This window comes from Palleronia caenipelagi (genome assembly GCF_007004065.1).
Lineage (GTDB): Bacteria > Pseudomonadota > Alphaproteobacteria > Rhodobacterales > Rhodobacteraceae > Palleronia > Palleronia caenipelagi.
In genome coordinates this window covers 1-17,942 of record NZ_VFSV01000052.1, presented here as the reverse complement: position 1 = coordinate 17,942, position 17,942 = coordinate 1, and the positions used below count along the sequence as shown (strand labels likewise).

The window sequence follows — 17,942 nt, the reverse complement described above, 5'->3', positions numbered from 1 at the left end:
TGGGACTTGCGCTTGATCTGCCATCACGTCCGGTGCGCGGAGAGATGATGAACGATCTCAGAGAGCTACATGTGGCCAGGTTGGCGCTTGTCAAAGAACGGACAGCTGCGAGCAACCGAGCCTCCGCAGCTCAGAACAATGTCCTCAAACGCCAGTCAAAGGCCCGGTTGGCGTTTATCGAAAGGCAACTTTCCGAGTTGGAGGAGGCGATCACAGGCCTCATTGCCGCGGATCCAAACTTGTCCGCACGCCGTGATATTCTGACAAGTATTCCYGGTATTGGTCTGGTCACGGCGCACATGCTGCTCATCGAGATGCCTGAGCAGGCCGCCAGCCTCGCCGGGCTTGCACCGTTCACGCGCCGGTCGGGGAAATGGACTGCGATCTGCAATCTTCATGCCCGCATTGGTCGCAGTCAGGTTCAACGCCGATCTCAAGCGCAAGTACCAAGCCTTGCTGGACAAGGGAAAACCACCAAAACTCGCCATCACGGCAGTCATGCGCAAACTCATCCTGCTCGCCAACGCCCTGTTGCGTGACGGCCGAAAATGGGATGAACGCTCCGCTTGACCAAGACGGATACTACCGCCCACCGGCTCCGGAAACCGTCGTCACGATGGACCGGAGGCCCGTCATGCACTCACAATCAAATTGGACCACTCAAGTGGGGCTGATCACCATTAGCGTCCACTGTCTAACGAAATGAATTCACGAAGTGAATCCTCTATTGCTAGGATTATACAACAATGCCTCAGCCGTATTCCGATCAGGACGCGGCGGATGTGCCCCGCGTTGTTAGCTCATGAACCACTCTAACCAGTTCATGAGCCTCGACGGGCTTCAGTCGGACGTCGTCAAATCCATCATAAGAGGCGATCTGCCCCGATGTTTCCATATTGCCGCTCAGAAGCAGCTTTGGCACGCTTCTGAGTTCGTCAAACCTCTCACCTACCAGATCCCGTCCTGTTCCGTCTGGTAAGTTCAGATCAGTAATGACCATATCCGGAACGGTACCGCCGGAGGCGAAATGGGCGCTGACGTCATCAAGTGATCCACAGGTGATGCACCGGTAGCCCGACAACCCAAGGATCTTTGACATCACGACCAGCAACACATCTTCATCCTCAACAATCATGACGGCTTTGCCGGAAGAGGCCATAGGAAGCGCAGATACGGTGCCTGCGACTGGAACAAGGCTGGATTCCCGCCGCAAAGTACAGGGCAGGAGCATGGTGAAGGTCATACCAACAGTGTCGTTCCGGCGATAAGTTAATCGACCTCCGGCACCCACGGCAAAACTCTTGACCATAGACAACCCGAGCCCTGTGCCGTTTTCTTTTGTTGTGAAAAACGTGCGCATGATTTGATCTGAGATATCGCTGGCCACACCAACCCCCTGATCCACAATAGAAACGGCGACATAGAGACGATTTCTGGGCACACCGCTCGCCTGCAGTTCCTCCGTGGTCGCCTGCCGCACCTCCAGACCGATGGCCCCTCCGTTGGGCATGGCATCCCGCGCATTGACGATAAGGTTGATAATGCTCGACTCCATACTTGCAATGTCGAGAGTGACCTCCGCCGCAACCGAGCAGTGTGTCGTTAAAATGAAATTAGACCCCAACGCGGTACGCGCGATCACGGCAACTTCCTCAAGGATCGCTGCAACCGGCATGGAACACAGTCGCTCAGGCTTTCTTTTTGAAAAAGAGAGTAAAGATGTCACCACCGCCGTCGCCCTGCGCGCCGCATTGATCCCTTGCCGCGCGAGGTTCGAGACCTCCTGTGGATTGCCGCTCTGTCGCTCGATCAGCTCAAGATTGCCAACAATGATTGCAAGAACATTATTAAAATCATGGGCGATCCCGCTCGTCAGAGTAGCAACGATCTCCATTTTTTGCGCGTGCTGCAGAGACAGTTCCATGTCCTTATGCGAGGTGATGTCGGTAATCAGCAAAGCGGACCAACCCTGTGCGAGAGAAATCGATTTGACATTCACCCAGACGCATCCGGGCGAGCAAAGATCAAGATCGAAATAGAGGGCTTTGTTGGTTGTTTCCATATGACTGCTGGGAAAGACATCATAGCCGCCAGCCTCAGAGGTCTGGTCAAGATGCACCTTAAAGGCGTCCACACTCGTTACTGGAGCCTTGGGTAAGTCAAAACCAATCTCCACATCTCCGAGATCCATGTGACCGGAGGGCCCAAAAAGCCGGACTGATTGGCGGACACTGCGGAGTACTTCGCGCATCAGCGCGCTGCTTGCCTCCAAGTCTTCTGTTTTGGTCCGCAACTCTTTTTGAGACAACAGAAGACTCGCCTGCATCCGATTAAACTGGCGCTGCAGGTTACCCACAAACCCGATGCCAACATGCTCAGCCTTCACCGGTTGGCCGAGAGTAAGCGTCTGCTCGATAGCCCCTTGCAACTTACCCAACGGTGTGGCGATGGCCCTTTGAGCATAGATAAGTGTCGTCAGCCCGCCAATAACGGCCGTGATGACAAAGACCAGCGCGGCTGATTGCGCCGCGTCGACGTAGAGCGACACCATCTGCACACGCTCAAGCCGAACCTCCAAAGTTCCGACGGCGCGATGTTTGCCATCAGGCTCTGCAAGCAGAATCGGCGTTACGTACTCAACAAAGCGGTCATCAGATTGATATAGTTCCTCACCGTACATCACGTAATCGACCTTGCCGCGGATGGTCACACCGTGAATAAAGCTGCTTGTCGCAAGGCTTTGCCCGATCGCGCGAACCGACTTCAGATCAAAACTATCGACCGTCGGCGCGAGAATGGCGGCGACCTGATTGATTTCGGACAGGTTCCGGTCAAATTTCGCCTCGCTGACGCCGACATTTCTCTGAAAAAATGTGATGCCGGTGATCGCAGCGGTCACCACCGAGATCAGCAACACCTGCATATATATTTGATGCCAGTCCCTGATATGACGGGTGATGTTGCGCATGAGACTCCCGATCATAGCGCCGTGCCTTCAGGTTTCCTGTTCAGGAGTGAACCAACCGCTGCGCAAAGGATTAAAAAGCAGACGCCGCGGCGAGTGTCATCGCACTGCCGGACATCCGGATATCAGTGAGTTACAGACTGGCGATTATTCATTAACAAGTCATTAAGCCTTTGGGTTTTATGATCTTTGATGACCGCTCCGGATCTACGACCCGGTACGTAGCCTTCGGTGAAATCTGATACAAAAAAATTTCAGGGGGGTATTATGGTATATCTGATCTGTGCTCTCTCGGCCTTACTCTTTTGCGCTGAAGCAAGCGTGGCGCAAGATTACTCATTGTTATCCAAGACTTTTGTCGAAGAGGTCGAAGATGCCCCGCAGCTCACGATTGCTTTTGACCCATCGGCCATGAACGGGCTCTACCACTGGCAAAATATCTTTGAGGACCTGTTCGAGCCGCCGCTCAGCCTGAACGACGAAGGGCAATTTGCGCCCGCTGCTGCGCAAAGCTGGAGGTATTCGGCCGATGGTATGGTGCTGACGCTCGATTTAGATCCCAGCCGGGTCTGGTCTGACGGAACCCCTGTGACCGCCAAGGATTTTGTCTTCGCTCTAAACCGCCAACGCGATCCCAATTTCGCTCACTCGCCAGCCCGGTTTATCACCTCCAGCATCGCCGGTTTTGATCTCAATTCGGATCGCCCCTTCGGTGTCACCGCCCCGTCAACCTTCGAACTGCAAATCGAGGTGACAAAACCTTTTGTCATCGACGAAGGCATGCTATCAGAAAGCGCGTTTGCACCGCTTCCAAGGCATATGGCGCCGTTGAACGATCCTGTGATGTGGTCACAATGGCCCGGCGGCGTTACAAACGGGGCCTATACGCTTGAGGGGATCACAAAACGAACGATCCGCCTGCTGCGCAATCCTCTCGCTCCACCGGAGCGGAGCAGTCATTTCGAGCGGGTCGAGACGACGATGCGCCCTTGGTCCGAGGCTGTCGAAGCCTTCCTCACGGGACAGGTCGACTTTCTCTACAACATTCCCGAACGACAGACCGGCTGGTTTGTCGAGGAGGGTATCAATACTCTGACTGTCAGCAGCAAGATCTACTACTACGCGCTGAATAAAGCCCTGCCAGAGCTCGCGGACCGCCGGGTCAGACGGGCGTTACGGCTGGCTGTGGACCGGGAAGGCCTGATCAAGAGCATTTTCCCAGGCGGCGCGACCCCGGCTTTCAGTCTCATTCCCAAAGGGGTGCAGGGTTATGAAGTGGACCCGAATCTCATCATCACAGACACCGAGGCCGCCTTTGCGGAGGCGCGGTCTTTGATGGAGGCTGCAGGATATGGCCCGGATAATCACCTCGCGCTGACCATTTCCAGCAATGCCGGCCCGGAACATGAGCGGATCGCAGAATTTGTGCGCTTTGGATGGTCGCAGATCTATGTGGACGTCGCACTTGATCTTGAAGAAAAGGACTTCGTGAAGTGGTTCAAAAGGTTCACGCGGGGCGATTACGTTGTCGGTCGCAGATCCTGGCACGCCTCCAAGCCGCTTATGTCCGCTCATATCGAGGTCTGCAAACCTATGGCTGACCCCAGATGTGGGCATTACGACGATGAAACGTTTTCGAACACTCTGGCTGCGGGCTATGCGACCGAAACCTTGGCGGAAAAACGCGCTCTGTATCAAAAGGCTGACCGGATGATCTCCGAGGCCGACGTACTGATTCCCCTGTTCCATGGAGTGATCCCCGTAGCTCTGAGCGACCGGATCGACACCTCCGATCTTCAAGGGGCGATACGCCGCATTCGCTCCTTTGAGCTGAAGCTGAAACCGCCCGAATAACTCACGGGCTGTCCTCGGATCACGAAAATCACCCAAGAGCTCTGCAAACATGCCAAAATGAAATTGACCCCGGCTCGTGAGCCGTCGCGGTCTTCGTGTCTGATATGGAGCGCAGTGGATGAAGTTCTCGGCCAATCTCGGCTTACTTTGGACGGACCGTCCATTGCCCGATGCGGTGAGGGCAGCACAGCGGGCGGGATTTGACGCCGTCGAGTGTCATTGGCCCTATGAGACCCCCGCCGCAACCCTGCGCGAGGCTCTGGAGGAGACTGGCTTGCCCATGCTGTCGATCAACACCCGGCGAGGCGATGTGTCCGCAGGTGAAAACGGGCTGACGGCGCTGCCCGGTCGCGAGTGTGACGCCCGTGCCGCCATCGACGAGGCAATCGCCTATGCCCATGAGATCGGAGCGGCGCATATTCACGTGATGGCTGGAACTGCAGAGGGCTCGGAAGCACACCTGAGCTTTGTCAACAATCTGTGCTATGCGTGCGATGCAGCCGCGACGTATGCACTGACAATTCTTATCGAACCCCTGAACCGCCATGACGCGCCTGGTTATTTTCTCGGCACGACCACTCAGGCGGACGCGATCATCCGAGAGATTAAGGCCAACAACCTTCGACTGATGTTCGACTGCTACCACGTGCAACGCACAGAAGGCGACATCACCACGCGGCTCCGCGCGCTTCTGCCGGTCATTGGCCATATTCAGTTCGCTTCGGCCCCGGACCGCGGCACACCGGATCAGGGAGAGCTGAATTTCAAGCATGTTTTCCGCGTCATCCGCGAACTCGGATGGCAGAGTCCTCTCGGGGCCGAATACAAGTGCGACCGACCGACCGACGAGACGCTCGGCTGGCTTGCTGCGATCAGGTCGCAGATAGACTAGGGTGGGCGTTCGGACAATCTCGTCCTGGTCACGCGCGAGGGTCTTACTCGAAGACCTCCGGCACCAGCGCGCCCGGAGCCTGAATGACCGCAGCCGCAAGGTCTATAGCACGGACAGCGGCCTCCTTGAGAGACTGTCCGGTGGCAAGCCTGCTCATCAGCGCAGCGGCAAAGCTGTCACCGGCCGCCGTGGTGTCAATGACCCGCTCCACCCGGCGCGGCGCCATCTCAAACGCACCTTCAGCACGAGAAAATGCACAGAGCGGCGCGGCACCGTTCTTGACCACCACAGTACCGGCTCCGGCGTCGAGATAGCGCACGATGGTCTGCTGCGGTGCGGTCTCCCCAAACAGCGGACCGTCCTCGTCAAAGCTCGGCAGAACCACGTCGGCCACAGAAGCCCCCAGCATCAGCCCGGCCTTCATGGACTCCGTGTCTTGCCAGAGGCGGGGGCGCAGATTGGTGTCGAAAGACACCAGAGTGCCCGCCGCGCGAACCGCGCCAATGGCACGGCAGAGGCGCTGACGATCAGCAGCAGGCAGGATCGCCAGCGTGATACCGGAGAAATGCACGACACCTGCTCCGCTGAGGTGCTCGGTCAGAAATGCCTCGTCCTCAGCCAGCAGTCGCGCCGCTGACTGACCCCGCCAATAGGAGAAGTCGCGTTCCCCGGCTTTGGTTGAGATCATGTAGAGGCCGACAGTCCGGTCCGGGACCACCCGCAGCGCTTTGGTTTCAATTCCGGCCTCGCGAAAAAAGCCGCGCATTTCCTCCGAAACCGCATCTGCGCCCGTCGCTGAGAGATATCCGACAGCCCAGTCCGCAGGCAAAAGTCGGCGCGCATACCAAGCGGTGTTGAACGTATCACCCGCGAAACCGCGCCGGTAGGTGCCCGGGCCGATCTGCGCCAGTTCGACCATACACTCACCGACCGCCAAAAAGCGCCGTTTCTTCCCCGTGATCACAAACCTATCTCCTGCCGAGAGTGCTGACTTCGCGCGACCGACCGGACAAACCCTCGGCGCCGGACGAAACCGGAGCAGATGTTTTGCAATTCGGCGGTCAGGTCAGACAACATGCAGCGAGTGCCTTTGTCATAGACGGACCTGCTGCGCCGACCAGAGCGCCAGCGCCACAACACCCAGCATCGAGGCCGCCATCAGGATATTCAGCGCGCGTTGGGACCGGGCAGGCAGGTTCAGACGATGCAGCGACACACCCGCCCATAGCCACGCGAGATGAATGGGCACCCAGATCGCGTTCAGGATCAGAGCTTTCGTCACCATTTCAAACAGAAAGCTCTCGGGCGCGTAATTAAATCCGAGGATCAGCGAGCTGTTCACCGCGTAGGCTTTGGGATTGATAACCTGAAGGAAGATCCCACCCGGCACGCCGGGGGCAGTCTTCGCCTCCATGAACGCAATGCGCGCGCCCGCAAAGGCGATCTTTGCCGCCAGATAAAGCAGGTAGGCCACCGAGCCCGTCATCAGCGCCAGCCTCAGACCCGGGACGGACAGCAAGACAGCGGCAAGGCCGGTCATCACGGACAGCATGACAAGGTTTGTGCCGATAAACAGCCCCAGAACGTAGGGGAGTGAGGTCCGAAATCCGTAGGCCGCTCCGAACCCCGCCGTGGTCATCACGCCCGGACCCGGGGTGATAATCAGAAAAAATACCGCAGCGGCGAAAGTCAGCATCATATTTTTCCCACGGATGACAGGCAGCCGTTCTCCGAGCACCGTTCCGGACGCCGACAAACCTACTGCTCTTGACCTCCGACACACACTTGCAAAGCCCGATCAGCCGGCTACGCTCCCAGCACAGCCGGGATTGATGCGCTATGTCAATGGCGTGACACGACGCCGATACTCCAACGACCTTGGGCAGAACCGGCAAAGGTTAAAAGGGGAAGAGTCATGAGCGAGAGACCGACTGTGGGCTTTATCGGCGTCGGCCTGATGGGCCATGGCATGGCGATGAATATCCTGAAGGGGGGCTATCCCCTGATTATCAAAGGCAACCGGAACCGGGTTCCGGTCGATGATCTGGTGAGCCGCGGCGCTACCGAAGCACCCACAGCCCGCGAGATGGCCGAGCGTTGCGACATCATTCATCTGTGCCTGTCGAATTCTCCGCAGGTGGAAGCCATCATTCGCGGGCACGATGGGATATTGGCAGGGGCACGGGCCGGTCTGATCGTAGTCGACACGACCACAGCCGATCCAACCTCGACCGTCAGGCTGGCCGAAGAGATGGCCGCGCAGGGCGTTCATATGGCCGACGCACCTCTGGGCCGGACGCCCAAAGAGGCCGAAGCCGGGACGCTTGATGCGATGGTCGGTGCGTCCGACGAGGTCTTTGGGCGCATCAAACCCGTGCTCGATTGCTGGAGCGGCTCCGTCACGCATCTGGGCCCGGTCGGTGCCGGTCATAAGATGAAGCTGATCATGAACTTCATGGCCATGTCATACGCCTCGGTCTACGCGGAGTCCCTGAGCCTTGCCGTCAAATCCGGCCTCAGCCCACAATCCGTGCGGCAGGTGATGGGTCCGTCACGCATGGGATGCGGCTTCTTTGAGACATTCTTTGCCGCGGCGCTCGGTGACGACCCCAACGCGCATCGTTTCGCCATCTCAAACGCCGCCAAAGATGTACGTTACGTCGCCAATATGGCGATGGCCGCAGGAGTGATGAACCCTGTGGGCGCCGCAGTCCGCAATTATTTCGAACAGGCTGAAGCGACGGGCAAGGGGGCCGAATTCGTGCCCACGCTCGCCAGCCATGTCGCGGCCCTGAACGGCATTGATTTCGCGGATGCAGTGCAGAACGGCACGCAGAATAGCGCTGTGCAAAGGGTCAGCGCGGCACCTGACGCCGAATCCACTTCGAAAACGCGGTAGCGAGGTTATTGTCCTGTCCCAACGGAGTTGCGAGAAAATAGCCCTCATCATCGGCGGGATCGAGACGCCCGACACAGACGAGTGCTTCGGAGGCCAGCTCTTCTTCGATCAGATACGTGGGCAGGATCGCCGCGCCAAGCCCCGCAAGCGCACCCGCGATCACCATGGAAAACTGATCCAGCCGCGGCCCCGGCAAAGCTCCCAGAGCAGGCAGACCCTTCTGCATCCGGTAGCGGGCCCAAAGTCCGGGCCGCGAGGAGAGATGGAGCAGCGGCAGGGCGAAGATCGCACTTGCAGACCCCGCCCGTTCAGACAGATCGCGCGAGCATACGACCACCAGATCTTCGGGGCAGAGCGGAACGAGACGGGTTCCCGGCCAATCGCCCCGCCCAAAATGGATCGCGAGATCCATCCGGTGGGCTGTCAGATCGAACGGCTTGGTGTGGCTCCTGAGCTCTAACTCCACATCCGGGTATTGCGCCTTGAAATCGGGCAGCCGGGGAATGAGCCACCGTGCCGCAAAGGTCGGCAGAACCGCGATGCTGAGAACCGACGCTCCTTCGCCGCCCGATACGGCGCGGGCAACCGAGGTCTGGAGACTGTCAAGATCGCGGGTGACGGTTTCATAAAAACCGCGTCCTGCATCTGTGAGCCGCACCGCGCGCCCCACCCGCCGGAACAACCTCAGGCCCAGCACGGATTCTAACTCGCGGACCTGACGACTGATCGCGCCCTGAGTGACCCCGAGTTCCTCGGCGGCCATAGTAAAACTTTCATACCGACCGGCAGCTTCAAAGCTGCGCAGAAGCGAAAGCGACGGGAGCCGGGCGTATCTTGCCATTCTATGATTACCTCAGATCATGAATTGCTGAGTTTAAACTGCATTTTTTTCATATGAAAGACACGCTATCAGATGCGGAAATGGGGAAACGGGAGGAAAGCCGTTGAGACACATCGCTGTTCTCGGATTGGGTCAGGTGGGTCGACTGGCCGCCGAATTGCTGCATAACAGCGGATTTGTGGTGACCGGGTACGACTTGCATCCCGTCGCGGGAGAGACGTCCTTCGACACCGCTTCGATTGACGTATCTGACCTTGAAGCGCTGAAATCCGTTTTGACCGCAGCGGACGGAGTGCTCTCCTGCCTGCCCTATGCCTTCAATGCGGATGTCGCCCGGATCGCCCACGCTGCCGGCATCCACTACTTCGATCTGACCGAAGACGTACCGACCACCAAGACGATTATCGAACTGTCGAAGACGTCCAAAGGCCTGATGGCGCCGCAATGCGGGCTTGCGCCGGGCTTTGTGGGGATCGTTGGCGCCAACCTGATTTCTCAATTTGACACCTGCCGATCGTGCAAGATGCGTGTCGGCGCTTTGCCACAGCATCCGACAGGGCTGATGGGCTATTCCTTCAACTGGTCGCCCGAAGGTGTTGTGAATGAATATCTCAACGACTGCGAGGTCATCGAAGAAGGCGAGGTGAAATGGGTCTCGGCCATGGAATGGGTGGAAAAGCTGTTTATCGGCGGGACCGAACTGGAAGCCTTTACCACGTCGGGCGGGCTCGGCACCATGTGCGAGACCTATCGGGATCGGGTGCCGAATATGGACTACAAGACCATGCGCTACCCGGGCCACGTCAAGCTGATGAACTTCTATTTCCATGAACTCTTGATGCGGGAACGCCGTGATCTGGCGGGGGCTATTCTGGTCAACGCCAAGCCGCCGGTCAGCGATGACGTCGTCTATATCCACGTCTCGGCAGAGGGTGAGACGGGCGGCCGCATGCTCCGGAAAGAATTCGTTCGCTCGTATTACCCGATGGACATCGCAGGCCGTGACCGGACCGCAATCGCGTGGACCACAGCAAGCTCCGTCGTGGCGGTGATCGAAATGGTGCGCAACGGCGCACTGCCGCAACAGGGTTTCCTCAAGCAAGAAGACATCCCGCTGGATGCGTTCCTCGCAACCCGGACGGGGTCCTTCTACGAAGGTGGACGTGTATGAGGCCCGGCCACCCACAGCCGTTGCGTTTCGCCTCATCTCCCTCTTTCGTGAGTGCGATCTGTCGTTTCGGATGGTATCCCACTCGGGCTTCCGGTTTCGAAAGGATACACCAATGACCACTGGCCACGGCCCTGCTCTGGGCGATTTCGTCTGGGACGATCCGATGCTGCTGGAAGGGCAGCTCACCGAAGATGAACGGATGCTTCGGGATGCGGCGCGGGTGTTTGCGGGGGATGTGCTGGCGCCCCGGGTGACCACGGCGTATCGCGAGGAGACCACCGATCCGGAGCTGTTTCCCCTGATGGGTGAGGCGGGGCTGTTGGGCGTGACGATCCCGGAGGAGCTCGGCGGGCTCGGGGCGGGCTATGTGACCTATGGCCTGATCGCCCGAGAGATCGAGCGAGTAGATAGCGGCTATCGCTCGATGATGAGCGTACAGAGCTCGCTGGTCATGTATCCAATCCACGCCTATGGCTCTGAGGAGCAACGGCAAAAATACCTTCCCGGCCTCGCGGCGGGGACGCTGATCGGCTGTTTTGGCCTGACCGAGCCCGATGCGGGCAGCGATCCGGCGGGGATGAAGACCACCGCGCGCAAGACGGCGGATGGCTACGTGCTGAACGGCTCGAAGATGTGGATCTCAAACGCGCCCTTTGCCGATGTGTTCGTCGTCTGGGCTAAATCCGAGGCCCATGGGGGTAAGATCCGCGGCTTTGTGCTGGACAAGGGCACCAAAGGTCTGAGCGCGCCGAAGATCACGGGCAAGCTGAGCTTGCGTGCCTCCACCACCGGCGAGATCGTCATGGACGGGGTCGAGGTGGGCGAGGACGCGCTCTTGCCGGGTGTCGAGGGGCTCAAGGGGCCGTTCGGCTGCCTCAACCGCGCCCGCTACGGCATCAGCTGGGGCGTGATGGGGGCGGCGGAGGCCTGCTGGCATGGCGCGCGGCAATATGGGCTCGACCGGCGGCAATTTGGGCGGCCTCTGGCGCAGACGCAGCTCTTCCAGAAGAAGCTCGCCGACATGCAGACAGAGATCGCGCTGGGCTTGCAGGGCAGCCTGCGGCTGGGGCGGATGATGGAGGAGGGAACGGCCTCGCCAGAGCTGATCTCCCTGATGAAGCGCAACAATTGCGGCAAGGCACTCGATATCGCCCGGGCGGCGCGGGACATGCATGGGGGCAACGGGATCAGCGAAGATTTCGGTGTGATCCGCCACATGATCAACCTTGAGACGGTGAACACCTATGAGGGCACTCACGATGTCCACGCCCTGATCCTCGGGCGTGCCCAGACCGGGTTGCAGGCGTTCTTCTGAAGACCATGGATCGTTCCCAGATCGTCCACGAGAATTTCCTGTCGCGGGTGGCGGCGGGGGATCTGCCGCCGGGCCGGCCCGCCTCCGGCGAATTGGCCGCGACCGAAGCCGTGGCGCTCTACCGCGTCCAGTGCCTCAGCCGGGCGCTCGACCGCCAGAGTCGGGCGATGCAGAAGGCCGGTCAGGGATTTTATACCATCGGCTCCTCGGGGCATGAGGGGATGGCCGCTGTGGCCCATGCCCTGCGCCCGACTGATCCGGCCTTTCTCCATTACCGTGATGCGGCATTCCAAATTGCGCGCGCGGGTCAGGTGCCGGGGCAGACGCCGCTCTGGGACATGCTGCTGAGCTTTGCCTCCTCGTCCGAGGACCCGATCTCGGGTGGGCGGCACAAGGTGCTGGGCTCGAAGGCGCTCAACATCCCGCCCCAGACCTCGACCATTGCCAGCCACCTGCCCAAGGCGGTGGGTGCGGCCTATGCCATCGGCGCCGCGCGCCGCCATCGCCCCGAGCACGCCACCTGTCCCGATGACGCGCTGGCCCTGTGCTCCTTTGGCGACGCCTCGGCCAACCATTCCACCGCGCAAGGCGCAATCAATGCAGCGGGCTGGGCGGCGTATCAGTCAGTGCCCCTGCCGCTGTTGTTCGTATGCGAAGATAACGGCATCGGCATCTCCACCCGAACCCCCTCTGGCTGGATCGCCGCATCCTATCAGAACCGCCCCGGCCTGCGCTATTTTGCAGCCAGTGGCCTGGATCTCTACGAGACCGCCCGCGTCGCCGCCGAGGCCGCCCGGTGGGTGCGCACCCAGCGCAAGCCCGCTTTCCTCCATCTGGGGACCGTGCGCCTCTATGGCCATGCAGGCGCGGATGTGCCCACGACCTACCTGCCCAAAGAGCTGGTGGAGGCCGAGGAAGCCAACGATCCGCTCCTGCATTCGGTCCGGCTCCTCAGCGAGGCCGGGGCGCTGAGCCGCGATGCAGCACTCGCCATTTATCAGGAAACTTGCGACCGGGTCGCTCGAGTCGCCGAAGAAGCGGTCACCCGCCCCCGGCTGAAAACCGCGCGCGACGTGATGGCCAGCCTCATCCCGCCCGCGCGCCCCTGCCAGCCCACCAATGGCGTCGATCCGGAGACCCGCGCCGCCGCTTTTGGCAGCGACCTGCGGGCCATGGGGGAGCCGCAGATCATGTCGCGCCTGATCAACTGGGCGCTTACCGATCTGATGCTGGAGCATGGCGAGATCGTGATGATGGGCGAGGATGTGGGGCGCAAGGGCGGCGTCTACGGGGTGACGCAAAAGCTCCACGCCCGTTTTGGCCCCGACCGTATGATCGACACTCTGCTGGATGAACAGTCGATCCTCGGCCTCGCAATTGGCATGGCGCAGAATGGCTATGTCCCCATCCCCGAGATCCAGTTCCTCGCCTATCTGCACAATGCCGAGGACCAACTGCGCGGTGAGGCGGCGACGCTGCCGTTTTTCTCCAATGGCCAGTATACCAACCCGATGGTGCTGCGGATTGCCGGGCTGGGCTACCAAAAGGGTTTCGGCGGCCATTTCCACAACGACAATTCGCTGGCCGTTCTGCGCGATATCCCCGGGCTGATCCTTGCCGTGCCCTCAAACGGGGCGGATGCGGCGAAGATGCTCCGGGAATGCGTGCGGCTGGCGCGGGAAGAGCAGCGGGTGGTGGTGTTCGTCGAGCCCATCGCCCTCTACCCGATGCGCGACCTTCACGCGGAGAAAGACGGCCTCTGGATGCAGAGCTACCCGGACCCCTCCGAGCGCATCGCTCTGGGCGAGTTGGGTGTGCACGGCAACGGCACGGATCTGGCCATCGTGACCTTCGGCAACGGTGTCTATCTCAGCCGGCAGGCTGAGCGGGAGCTGGCCGCCACCGGGATCGCCTCCCGGATCATAGACCTGCGCTGGCTCTCGCCTTTGCCGAAGGACGCGCTGACCGAGGCGGTCGCGGGCGCGCGTCATATCCTGATCGTGGATGAGACCCGCCATTCAGGCGGCGTGGCCGAGGGGCTGATGGCTCATCTTCATGAGGTGACGGATGTGCCACAGGCGCGTCTGACCGCCGAGGACAGCTTTATCGCCACCGGCCCGGCCTATGCCGCCACCATGCCGTCGAAGGACAGCATCGTCGCCGCCGCCCGCGCGCTCGTGGAGGGTCGCGCATGACCCGCAAGACCGCCGTTCTGATCTGCCCCGGACGTGGCACCTATAATGCGCCCGAGCTTGGCTATCTCGGGCGTCATCACGCGTCGCGGACGGAGCTCCTGGCACGGTTCGACGCCCTGCGCTCAGAGACGGGACAAGAGCCCGTCACCGCCCTCGACGCAGCGCCCAAATTCCAACCTGCGCTCCACACGCGTGGCGATGCGGCCTCGCCGCTCATCTATGCCTGCTCTTATCTCGATGCCCTCGCCATCGATCGTGAGCGGATCGACATTGTCGCTGTCACCGGCAATTCCATGGGCTGGTATATCGCGCTGGCCTGCGCGGGTGCGGTCTCGCCCGAGGCAGGCTTTCGGATCGTCAACACCATGGGCACACTGATGCAGGAGCGTCTCATCGGCGGTCAGTTGGTCTATCCCTTTGTCGATGCGGACTGGCAGGAGATCCCCGGCCGGCGGGCCGGGATCCTCGACAAAATGTCAGAGATCGCCGCCCGAGAGGGCCACGATCTGGCGGTGTCCATCGCGCTCGGAGGGATGCTGGTGCTGGCGGGCAATGACGCAGGCCTGCGAGCCTTCGAGGCGGAGATGCCGCGCATCGACGACCGCTTCCCCATGCGGCTGAAGAACCACGCGGCCTTCCACACAGCGTTGCAAGCCCCCGTCGCCACCGAGGGACAAGCCTGCCTCGGCCCCGATCTCTTCGGCGCACCGGATGTGCCGCTCATCGACGGGCGTGGGCAGATCTGGTGGCCCGGCGCCACCGACTCCGCCGCCCTCCGCGACTATACGCTGGGCCATCAGGTGACCGAAGCCTATGACTTCAGCCGGGCCATCCAAACCGCCGCCCGCGAATTCGCCCCTGACCTCTTTATCATCACCGGACCCGGAACAACCTTGGGCGGCGCAACGGCGCAGGCGTTGATCCAGGCCGACTGGCGCGGGATGGCAGGCAAGACCGATTTTCAAACCAAACAAAAAGCAACGCCGCTGCTGGTCTCCATGGGACTGGATGATCAGCGCTTCGCAGTGACCAAGGGAGAGTAAAATGACCCACGCCGAGATCCTCTCGACCAATGGCTTTACAGAGGTTGACCTGACAGGCGGTAGCCTCGCCGTGCGCTCGCCCATCGATGGCGCGACCGTGGCCCATGTGCATGAGACAACGGCCGGAGATATGGGCACCGTGATCGCCCGGTCGCAGGAGGCATTCAGGGCATGGCGCACCGTGCCCGCGCCACGGCGAGGCGAGCTGGTGCGTCTGCTGGGCGAAGAATTGCGGGCGGCCAAGGACGACCTCGGCGCACTGGTGACGCTGGAGGCGGGCAAGATCACGTCCGAAGGTCTCGGCGAAGTGCAGGAGATGATCGACATCTGCGATTTTGCCGTCGGCCTGTCGCGGCAGCTTTACGGGCTGAACATCGCCTCCGAGCGGCCCGGTCACCGGATGATGGAAAGCTGGCATCCCATGGGGCCGGTCGGTGTAATCTCTGCGTTCAATTTTCCGGTCGCCGTGTGGTCCTGGAATACCGCGCTGGCGCTGGTCTGCGGCAACCCTGTGATCTGGAAGCCGTCGGAGAAGACGCCTTTGACGGCCATGGCCTGCCAGAAAATCCTCGCCCGTGCGCTGGCACGGTTCGGGAACGCACCGGAGGGCCTGCATCAACTGGTGATCGGCGGCCCGGATGTGGGCGAGGCTCTGGTCAGCTCCAAAGATGTGCCGATCATCTCCGCCACCGGCTCCACCCGGATGGGCAGCGTGGTCGGGCCAAAGGTCGCGGCGCGCTGGGGACGTCCAATCCTTGAACTGGGCGGCAACAACGCGATGATCGTGGCGCCGTCAGCGGACCTGGATATGGCCGTGCGCGCCATCGTCTTCTCCGCCGTGGGCACTGCCGGTCAGCGCTGCACCAGCCTGCGCCGTCTCATCGTGCACGACTCGATCCGCGAGACGCTGGTCGAGCAGCTCAAGGCCGCCTACGCCAGCCTGCCCATCGGCGATCCCCGGCAGGAGGGCACGCTGATCGGTCCGCTGGTGGACGAAGCCGCCCGCGACCGGATGCAGGCCCAACTGAACAAGGCGCGCACTGAGGGCGGCACGGTCCATGGCGGCGAGAGCGTCACCGACGGCGTTCCCGGTGGCGCCTATGTGCGCCCGGCACTGGTGGAGATGCCCGAGCAGACGGAGACTGTGCGCGAAGAGACATTCGCCCCCATTCTCTACGTACTCGGATATGAGACGCTTGATGATGCGATCGCGTTGCAAAACGACGTGCCGCAGGGGCTGTCCTCCTGCATCTTCACGCTGAATCTGCTTGAAGCCGAGACGTTCCTCTCGGCCGCTGGATCGGATTGCGGCATTGCAAACGTCAATATCGGGCCCTCGGGCGCCGAGATCGGCGGAGCGTTTGGCGGAGAAAAGGAGACCGGCGGCGGGCGTGAGAGCGGCTCTGACGCGTGGAAAGGCTACATGCGGCGCCAGACCAACACGATCAATTACTCCGCCGAGCTGCCGCTGGCCCAAGGGGTGAAGTTCGACATCTGAAGGACACCGGGGGCTTGCCAAGCTGCCCGCGCCTGCCGAAAGATCGGAGGTAATCCGGCAGGCACCCGGGACAGCCAGAGGAGCGGCCATGGACAAGACCATCATCATCACCGGCGCGGGTCGGGGGATCGGAAAGGCCACGGCCGAAGCTTTTCTCAACGCAGGCTGGCAGGTGGGTCTCGTGGGCCGGCAGGCGGGAACTCTTGAGGAGATTGCCGCCCGCTATGAGACCGCCATCGCGCTGCCATGTGATGTCACCAGCGAAACCGCCGTGGCAGACGCCTTCACGCGGGCGCACAGGAGTTGGGGGCGACTGGACGCGCTGTTCAACAATGCGGGCGTGTCGCTCTTTTCCACCACGGTCGATGAGATTGACGTGGATGCGTGGCGCAGTCTGATCGACATCAATCTGACCGGCAGCTTCATCTGTGCGAAAACCGCCTTTGGCCTGATGCGCTCCCAGACTCCGCAAGGGGGCCGCATCATCAATAACGGCTCGATTTCTGCCCATGTGCCACGTTGGGGTTCGGCGGCCTATACCGCATCGAAACACGCGATCACGGGCCTGACCCGATCCATCAGCCTCGACGGGCGGCCCTATTCCATCGCGTGCGGCCAGATCGATATCGGCAACGCCCTGACCGAGATGGCCGCCAGTATGACAACGGGTATGCCGCAGGCGGATGGCGAGATCAAAGCCGAGCCAGTGATGGACGTGGCCCATGTGGCCCGCTCAGTGCTTCATATGGCGGACTTGCCGCTCGACGCGAATGTGCAATTCATGACGGTCATGGCAACAAATATGCCCTTCATCGGGAGAGGCTAAAGGCGCAGCCAACGACTAAACCGCTGAGGCCGTCAGCTGGTGCCAGACATAGCTGAAAGCACCGGCAACAGATGCGACCCTGTTAAGCTCAGGATGCATTGATTTCTATGTAGCGGCATGATCGACGGTTCGAAAACTGAGCAGAGAGGTGGTCGCGGGATTTCGGACCGGGTGCTAATCTGTAGTGTCTGAGGAAGAACGCACAGAAATGACGAAACGGAAACGCTATTCGGCAGAGTTCAAGGCGAAGGTGGCTTTGGAAGCCATCCGCGAGGAGCTGACGACGGCCGAGCTGGCCAAGAAGTATGACATCCACCCTACCATGATCAGCGGCTGGAAACGGACCGCGATTGAGAACATGGCACAGGCCTTCACCGGCCAGGCGACCGCGGAGCTGACGATATCGGCGGCAGAGGTCGGAAAGCTGCACGCCAAAATCGGGC

General features: G+C 60.8%; 15 protein-coding genes. 11 read left to right on the top strand and 4 right to left on the bottom strand.

Annotated elements, in window-relative coordinates; all coding sequences use genetic code 11:
• On the top strand, window positions 1-539 hold a 539-nt coding region (locus tag FEV53_RS17475), incomplete at its 5' end, for a transposase (RefSeq protein WP_221931654.1).
• 227 nt (window positions 540-766) lie between these two features.
• Here the strand turns inward: FEV53_RS17475 and FEV53_RS17470 are convergent.
• Window positions 767-2,968, bottom strand: coding sequence for a hybrid sensor histidine kinase/response regulator (locus tag FEV53_RS17470; protein ID WP_185962294.1), 2,202 nt, complete (start codon window positions 2,966-2,968; stop codon window positions 767-769).
• Between the two features lie 336 nt (window positions 2,969-3,304).
• Between FEV53_RS17470 and FEV53_RS17465 the strand changes: the two genes are divergently transcribed.
• Together FEV53_RS17465 and FEV53_RS17460 are read left to right on the top strand one after the other, a co-directional pair.
• Window positions 3,305-4,819 (top strand): peptide ABC transporter substrate-binding protein, encoded by a 1,515-nt coding sequence (locus tag FEV53_RS17465; protein WP_221931653.1) that lies wholly within the window; start codon window positions 3,305-3,307, stop codon window positions 4,817-4,819.
• 118 nt (window positions 4,820-4,937) lie between these two features.
• Window positions 4,938-5,711, top strand: coding sequence for a hydroxypyruvate isomerase family protein (locus FEV53_RS17460; RefSeq protein ID WP_142836032.1), 774 nt, complete (start codon window positions 4,938-4,940; stop codon window positions 5,709-5,711).
• Window positions 5,712-5,754: 43 nt separating this feature from the next.
• Here FEV53_RS17460 and FEV53_RS17455 read toward each other — a convergent pair whose 3' ends face one another.
• Entirely contained in the window at window positions 5,755-6,675 is a 921-nt protein-coding gene (locus FEV53_RS17455) for a sugar kinase (RefSeq protein ID WP_246100888.1), read from the bottom strand.
• A gap of 129 nt (window positions 6,676-6,804) precedes the next feature.
• A complete protein-coding gene (locus FEV53_RS17450) occupies window positions 6,805-7,410 on the bottom strand; it encodes a LysE family translocator (RefSeq protein WP_342778312.1) in 606 nt (201 codons plus the stop codon).
• A gap of 216 nt (window positions 7,411-7,626) precedes the next feature.
• Between FEV53_RS17450 and FEV53_RS17445 the strand changes: the two genes are divergently transcribed.
• Window positions 7,627-8,610 carry an NAD(P)-dependent oxidoreductase gene (locus FEV53_RS17445; protein WP_142836030.1) on the top strand — a complete coding sequence of 328 codons (984 nt, stop codon included), beginning with the start codon at window positions 7,627-7,629 and terminating at the stop codon, window positions 8,608-8,610.
• Here FEV53_RS17445 and FEV53_RS17440 read toward each other — a convergent pair.
• On the bottom strand, window positions 8,567-9,451 hold the full coding sequence (locus tag FEV53_RS17440) for a LysR substrate-binding domain-containing protein (RefSeq protein ID WP_142836029.1): 885 nt from the start codon (window positions 9,449-9,451) through the stop codon (window positions 8,567-8,569). The genes FEV53_RS17445 and FEV53_RS17440 overlap by 44 nt on opposite strands.
• Before the next feature lie 103 nt (window positions 9,452-9,554).
• Between FEV53_RS17440 and FEV53_RS17435 the strand changes: the two genes are divergently transcribed.
• The 7 genes from FEV53_RS17435 to FEV53_RS17405 all read left to right on the top strand — a co-directional run.
• Window positions 9,555-10,622 (top strand): saccharopine dehydrogenase family protein, encoded by a 1,068-nt coding sequence (locus FEV53_RS17435; protein WP_142836028.1) that lies wholly within the window; start codon window positions 9,555-9,557, stop codon window positions 10,620-10,622.
• A 112-nt stretch (window positions 10,623-10,734) separates the two neighbouring features.
• On the top strand, window positions 10,735-11,937 hold the full coding sequence (locus tag FEV53_RS17430; RefSeq protein ID WP_142836027.1) for an acyl-CoA dehydrogenase: 1,203 nt from the start codon (window positions 10,735-10,737) through the stop codon (window positions 11,935-11,937).
• Window positions 11,938-11,942: 5 nt separating this feature from the next.
• Complete coding sequence (locus FEV53_RS17425; RefSeq protein ID WP_142836026.1) at window positions 11,943-14,132, top strand: dehydrogenase E1 component subunit alpha/beta; 2,190 nt, start codon at window positions 11,943-11,945, stop codon at window positions 14,130-14,132.
• Window positions 14,129-15,175 (top strand): ACP S-malonyltransferase, encoded by a 1,047-nt coding sequence (locus tag FEV53_RS17420; protein ID WP_142836025.1) that lies wholly within the window; start codon window positions 14,129-14,131, stop codon window positions 15,173-15,175. The genes FEV53_RS17425 and FEV53_RS17420 overlap by 4 nt, the downstream gene beginning before the upstream one ends.
• Before the next feature lies 1 nt (window position 15,176).
• Complete coding sequence (gene amaB / locus FEV53_RS17415) at window positions 15,177-16,673, top strand: L-piperidine-6-carboxylate dehydrogenase (RefSeq protein WP_142836024.1); 1,497 nt, start codon at window positions 15,177-15,179, stop codon at window positions 16,671-16,673.
• A gap of 88 nt (window positions 16,674-16,761) precedes the next feature.
• Complete coding sequence (locus tag FEV53_RS17410; RefSeq protein WP_142836023.1) at window positions 16,762-17,499, top strand: SDR family oxidoreductase; 738 nt, start codon at window positions 16,762-16,764, stop codon at window positions 17,497-17,499.
• A 208-nt stretch (window positions 17,500-17,707) separates the two neighbouring features.
• Window positions 17,708-17,942: transposase (locus FEV53_RS17405; RefSeq protein WP_142836022.1), on the top strand; the 235-nt coding region annotated here is incomplete at its 3' end.

What these genes read in the sequence shown, in the direction of transcription:
- FEV53_RS17450 (WP_342778312.1), bottom strand. Translation starts at nt 7,410, where the DNA reads ATGATGCTGACTTTCGCCGCTGCGGTATTTTTTCTGATTATCACCCCG.
- amaB (WP_142836024.1), top strand. Translation starts at nt 15,177, where the DNA reads ATGACCCACGCCGAGATCCTCTCGACCAATGGCTTTACAGAGGTTGAC.
- FEV53_RS17460 (WP_142836032.1), top strand. Translation starts at nt 4,938, where the DNA reads ATGAAGTTCTCGGCCAATCTCGGCTTACTTTGGACGGACCGTCCATTG.
- FEV53_RS17410 (WP_142836023.1), top strand. Translation starts at nt 16,762, where the DNA reads ATGGACAAGACCATCATCATCACCGGCGCGGGTCGGGGGATCGGAAAG.
- FEV53_RS17445 (WP_142836030.1), top strand. Translation starts at nt 7,627, where the DNA reads ATGAGCGAGAGACCGACTGTGGGCTTTATCGGCGTCGGCCTGATGGGC.
- FEV53_RS17470 (WP_185962294.1), bottom strand. Translation starts at nt 2,968, where the DNA reads ATGCGCAACATCACCCGTCATATCAGGGACTGGCATCAAATATATATG.
- FEV53_RS17425 (WP_142836026.1), top strand. Translation starts at nt 11,943, where the DNA reads ATGGATCGTTCCCAGATCGTCCACGAGAATTTCCTGTCGCGGGTGGCG.
- FEV53_RS17430 (WP_142836027.1), top strand. Translation starts at nt 10,735, where the DNA reads ATGACCACTGGCCACGGCCCTGCTCTGGGCGATTTCGTCTGGGACGAT.
- FEV53_RS17440 (WP_142836029.1), bottom strand. Translation starts at nt 9,451, where the DNA reads ATGGCAAGATACGCCCGGCTCCCGTCGCTTTCGCTTCTGCGCAGCTTT.
- FEV53_RS17420 (WP_142836025.1), top strand. Translation starts at nt 14,129, where the DNA reads ATGACCCGCAAGACCGCCGTTCTGATCTGCCCCGGACGTGGCACCTAT.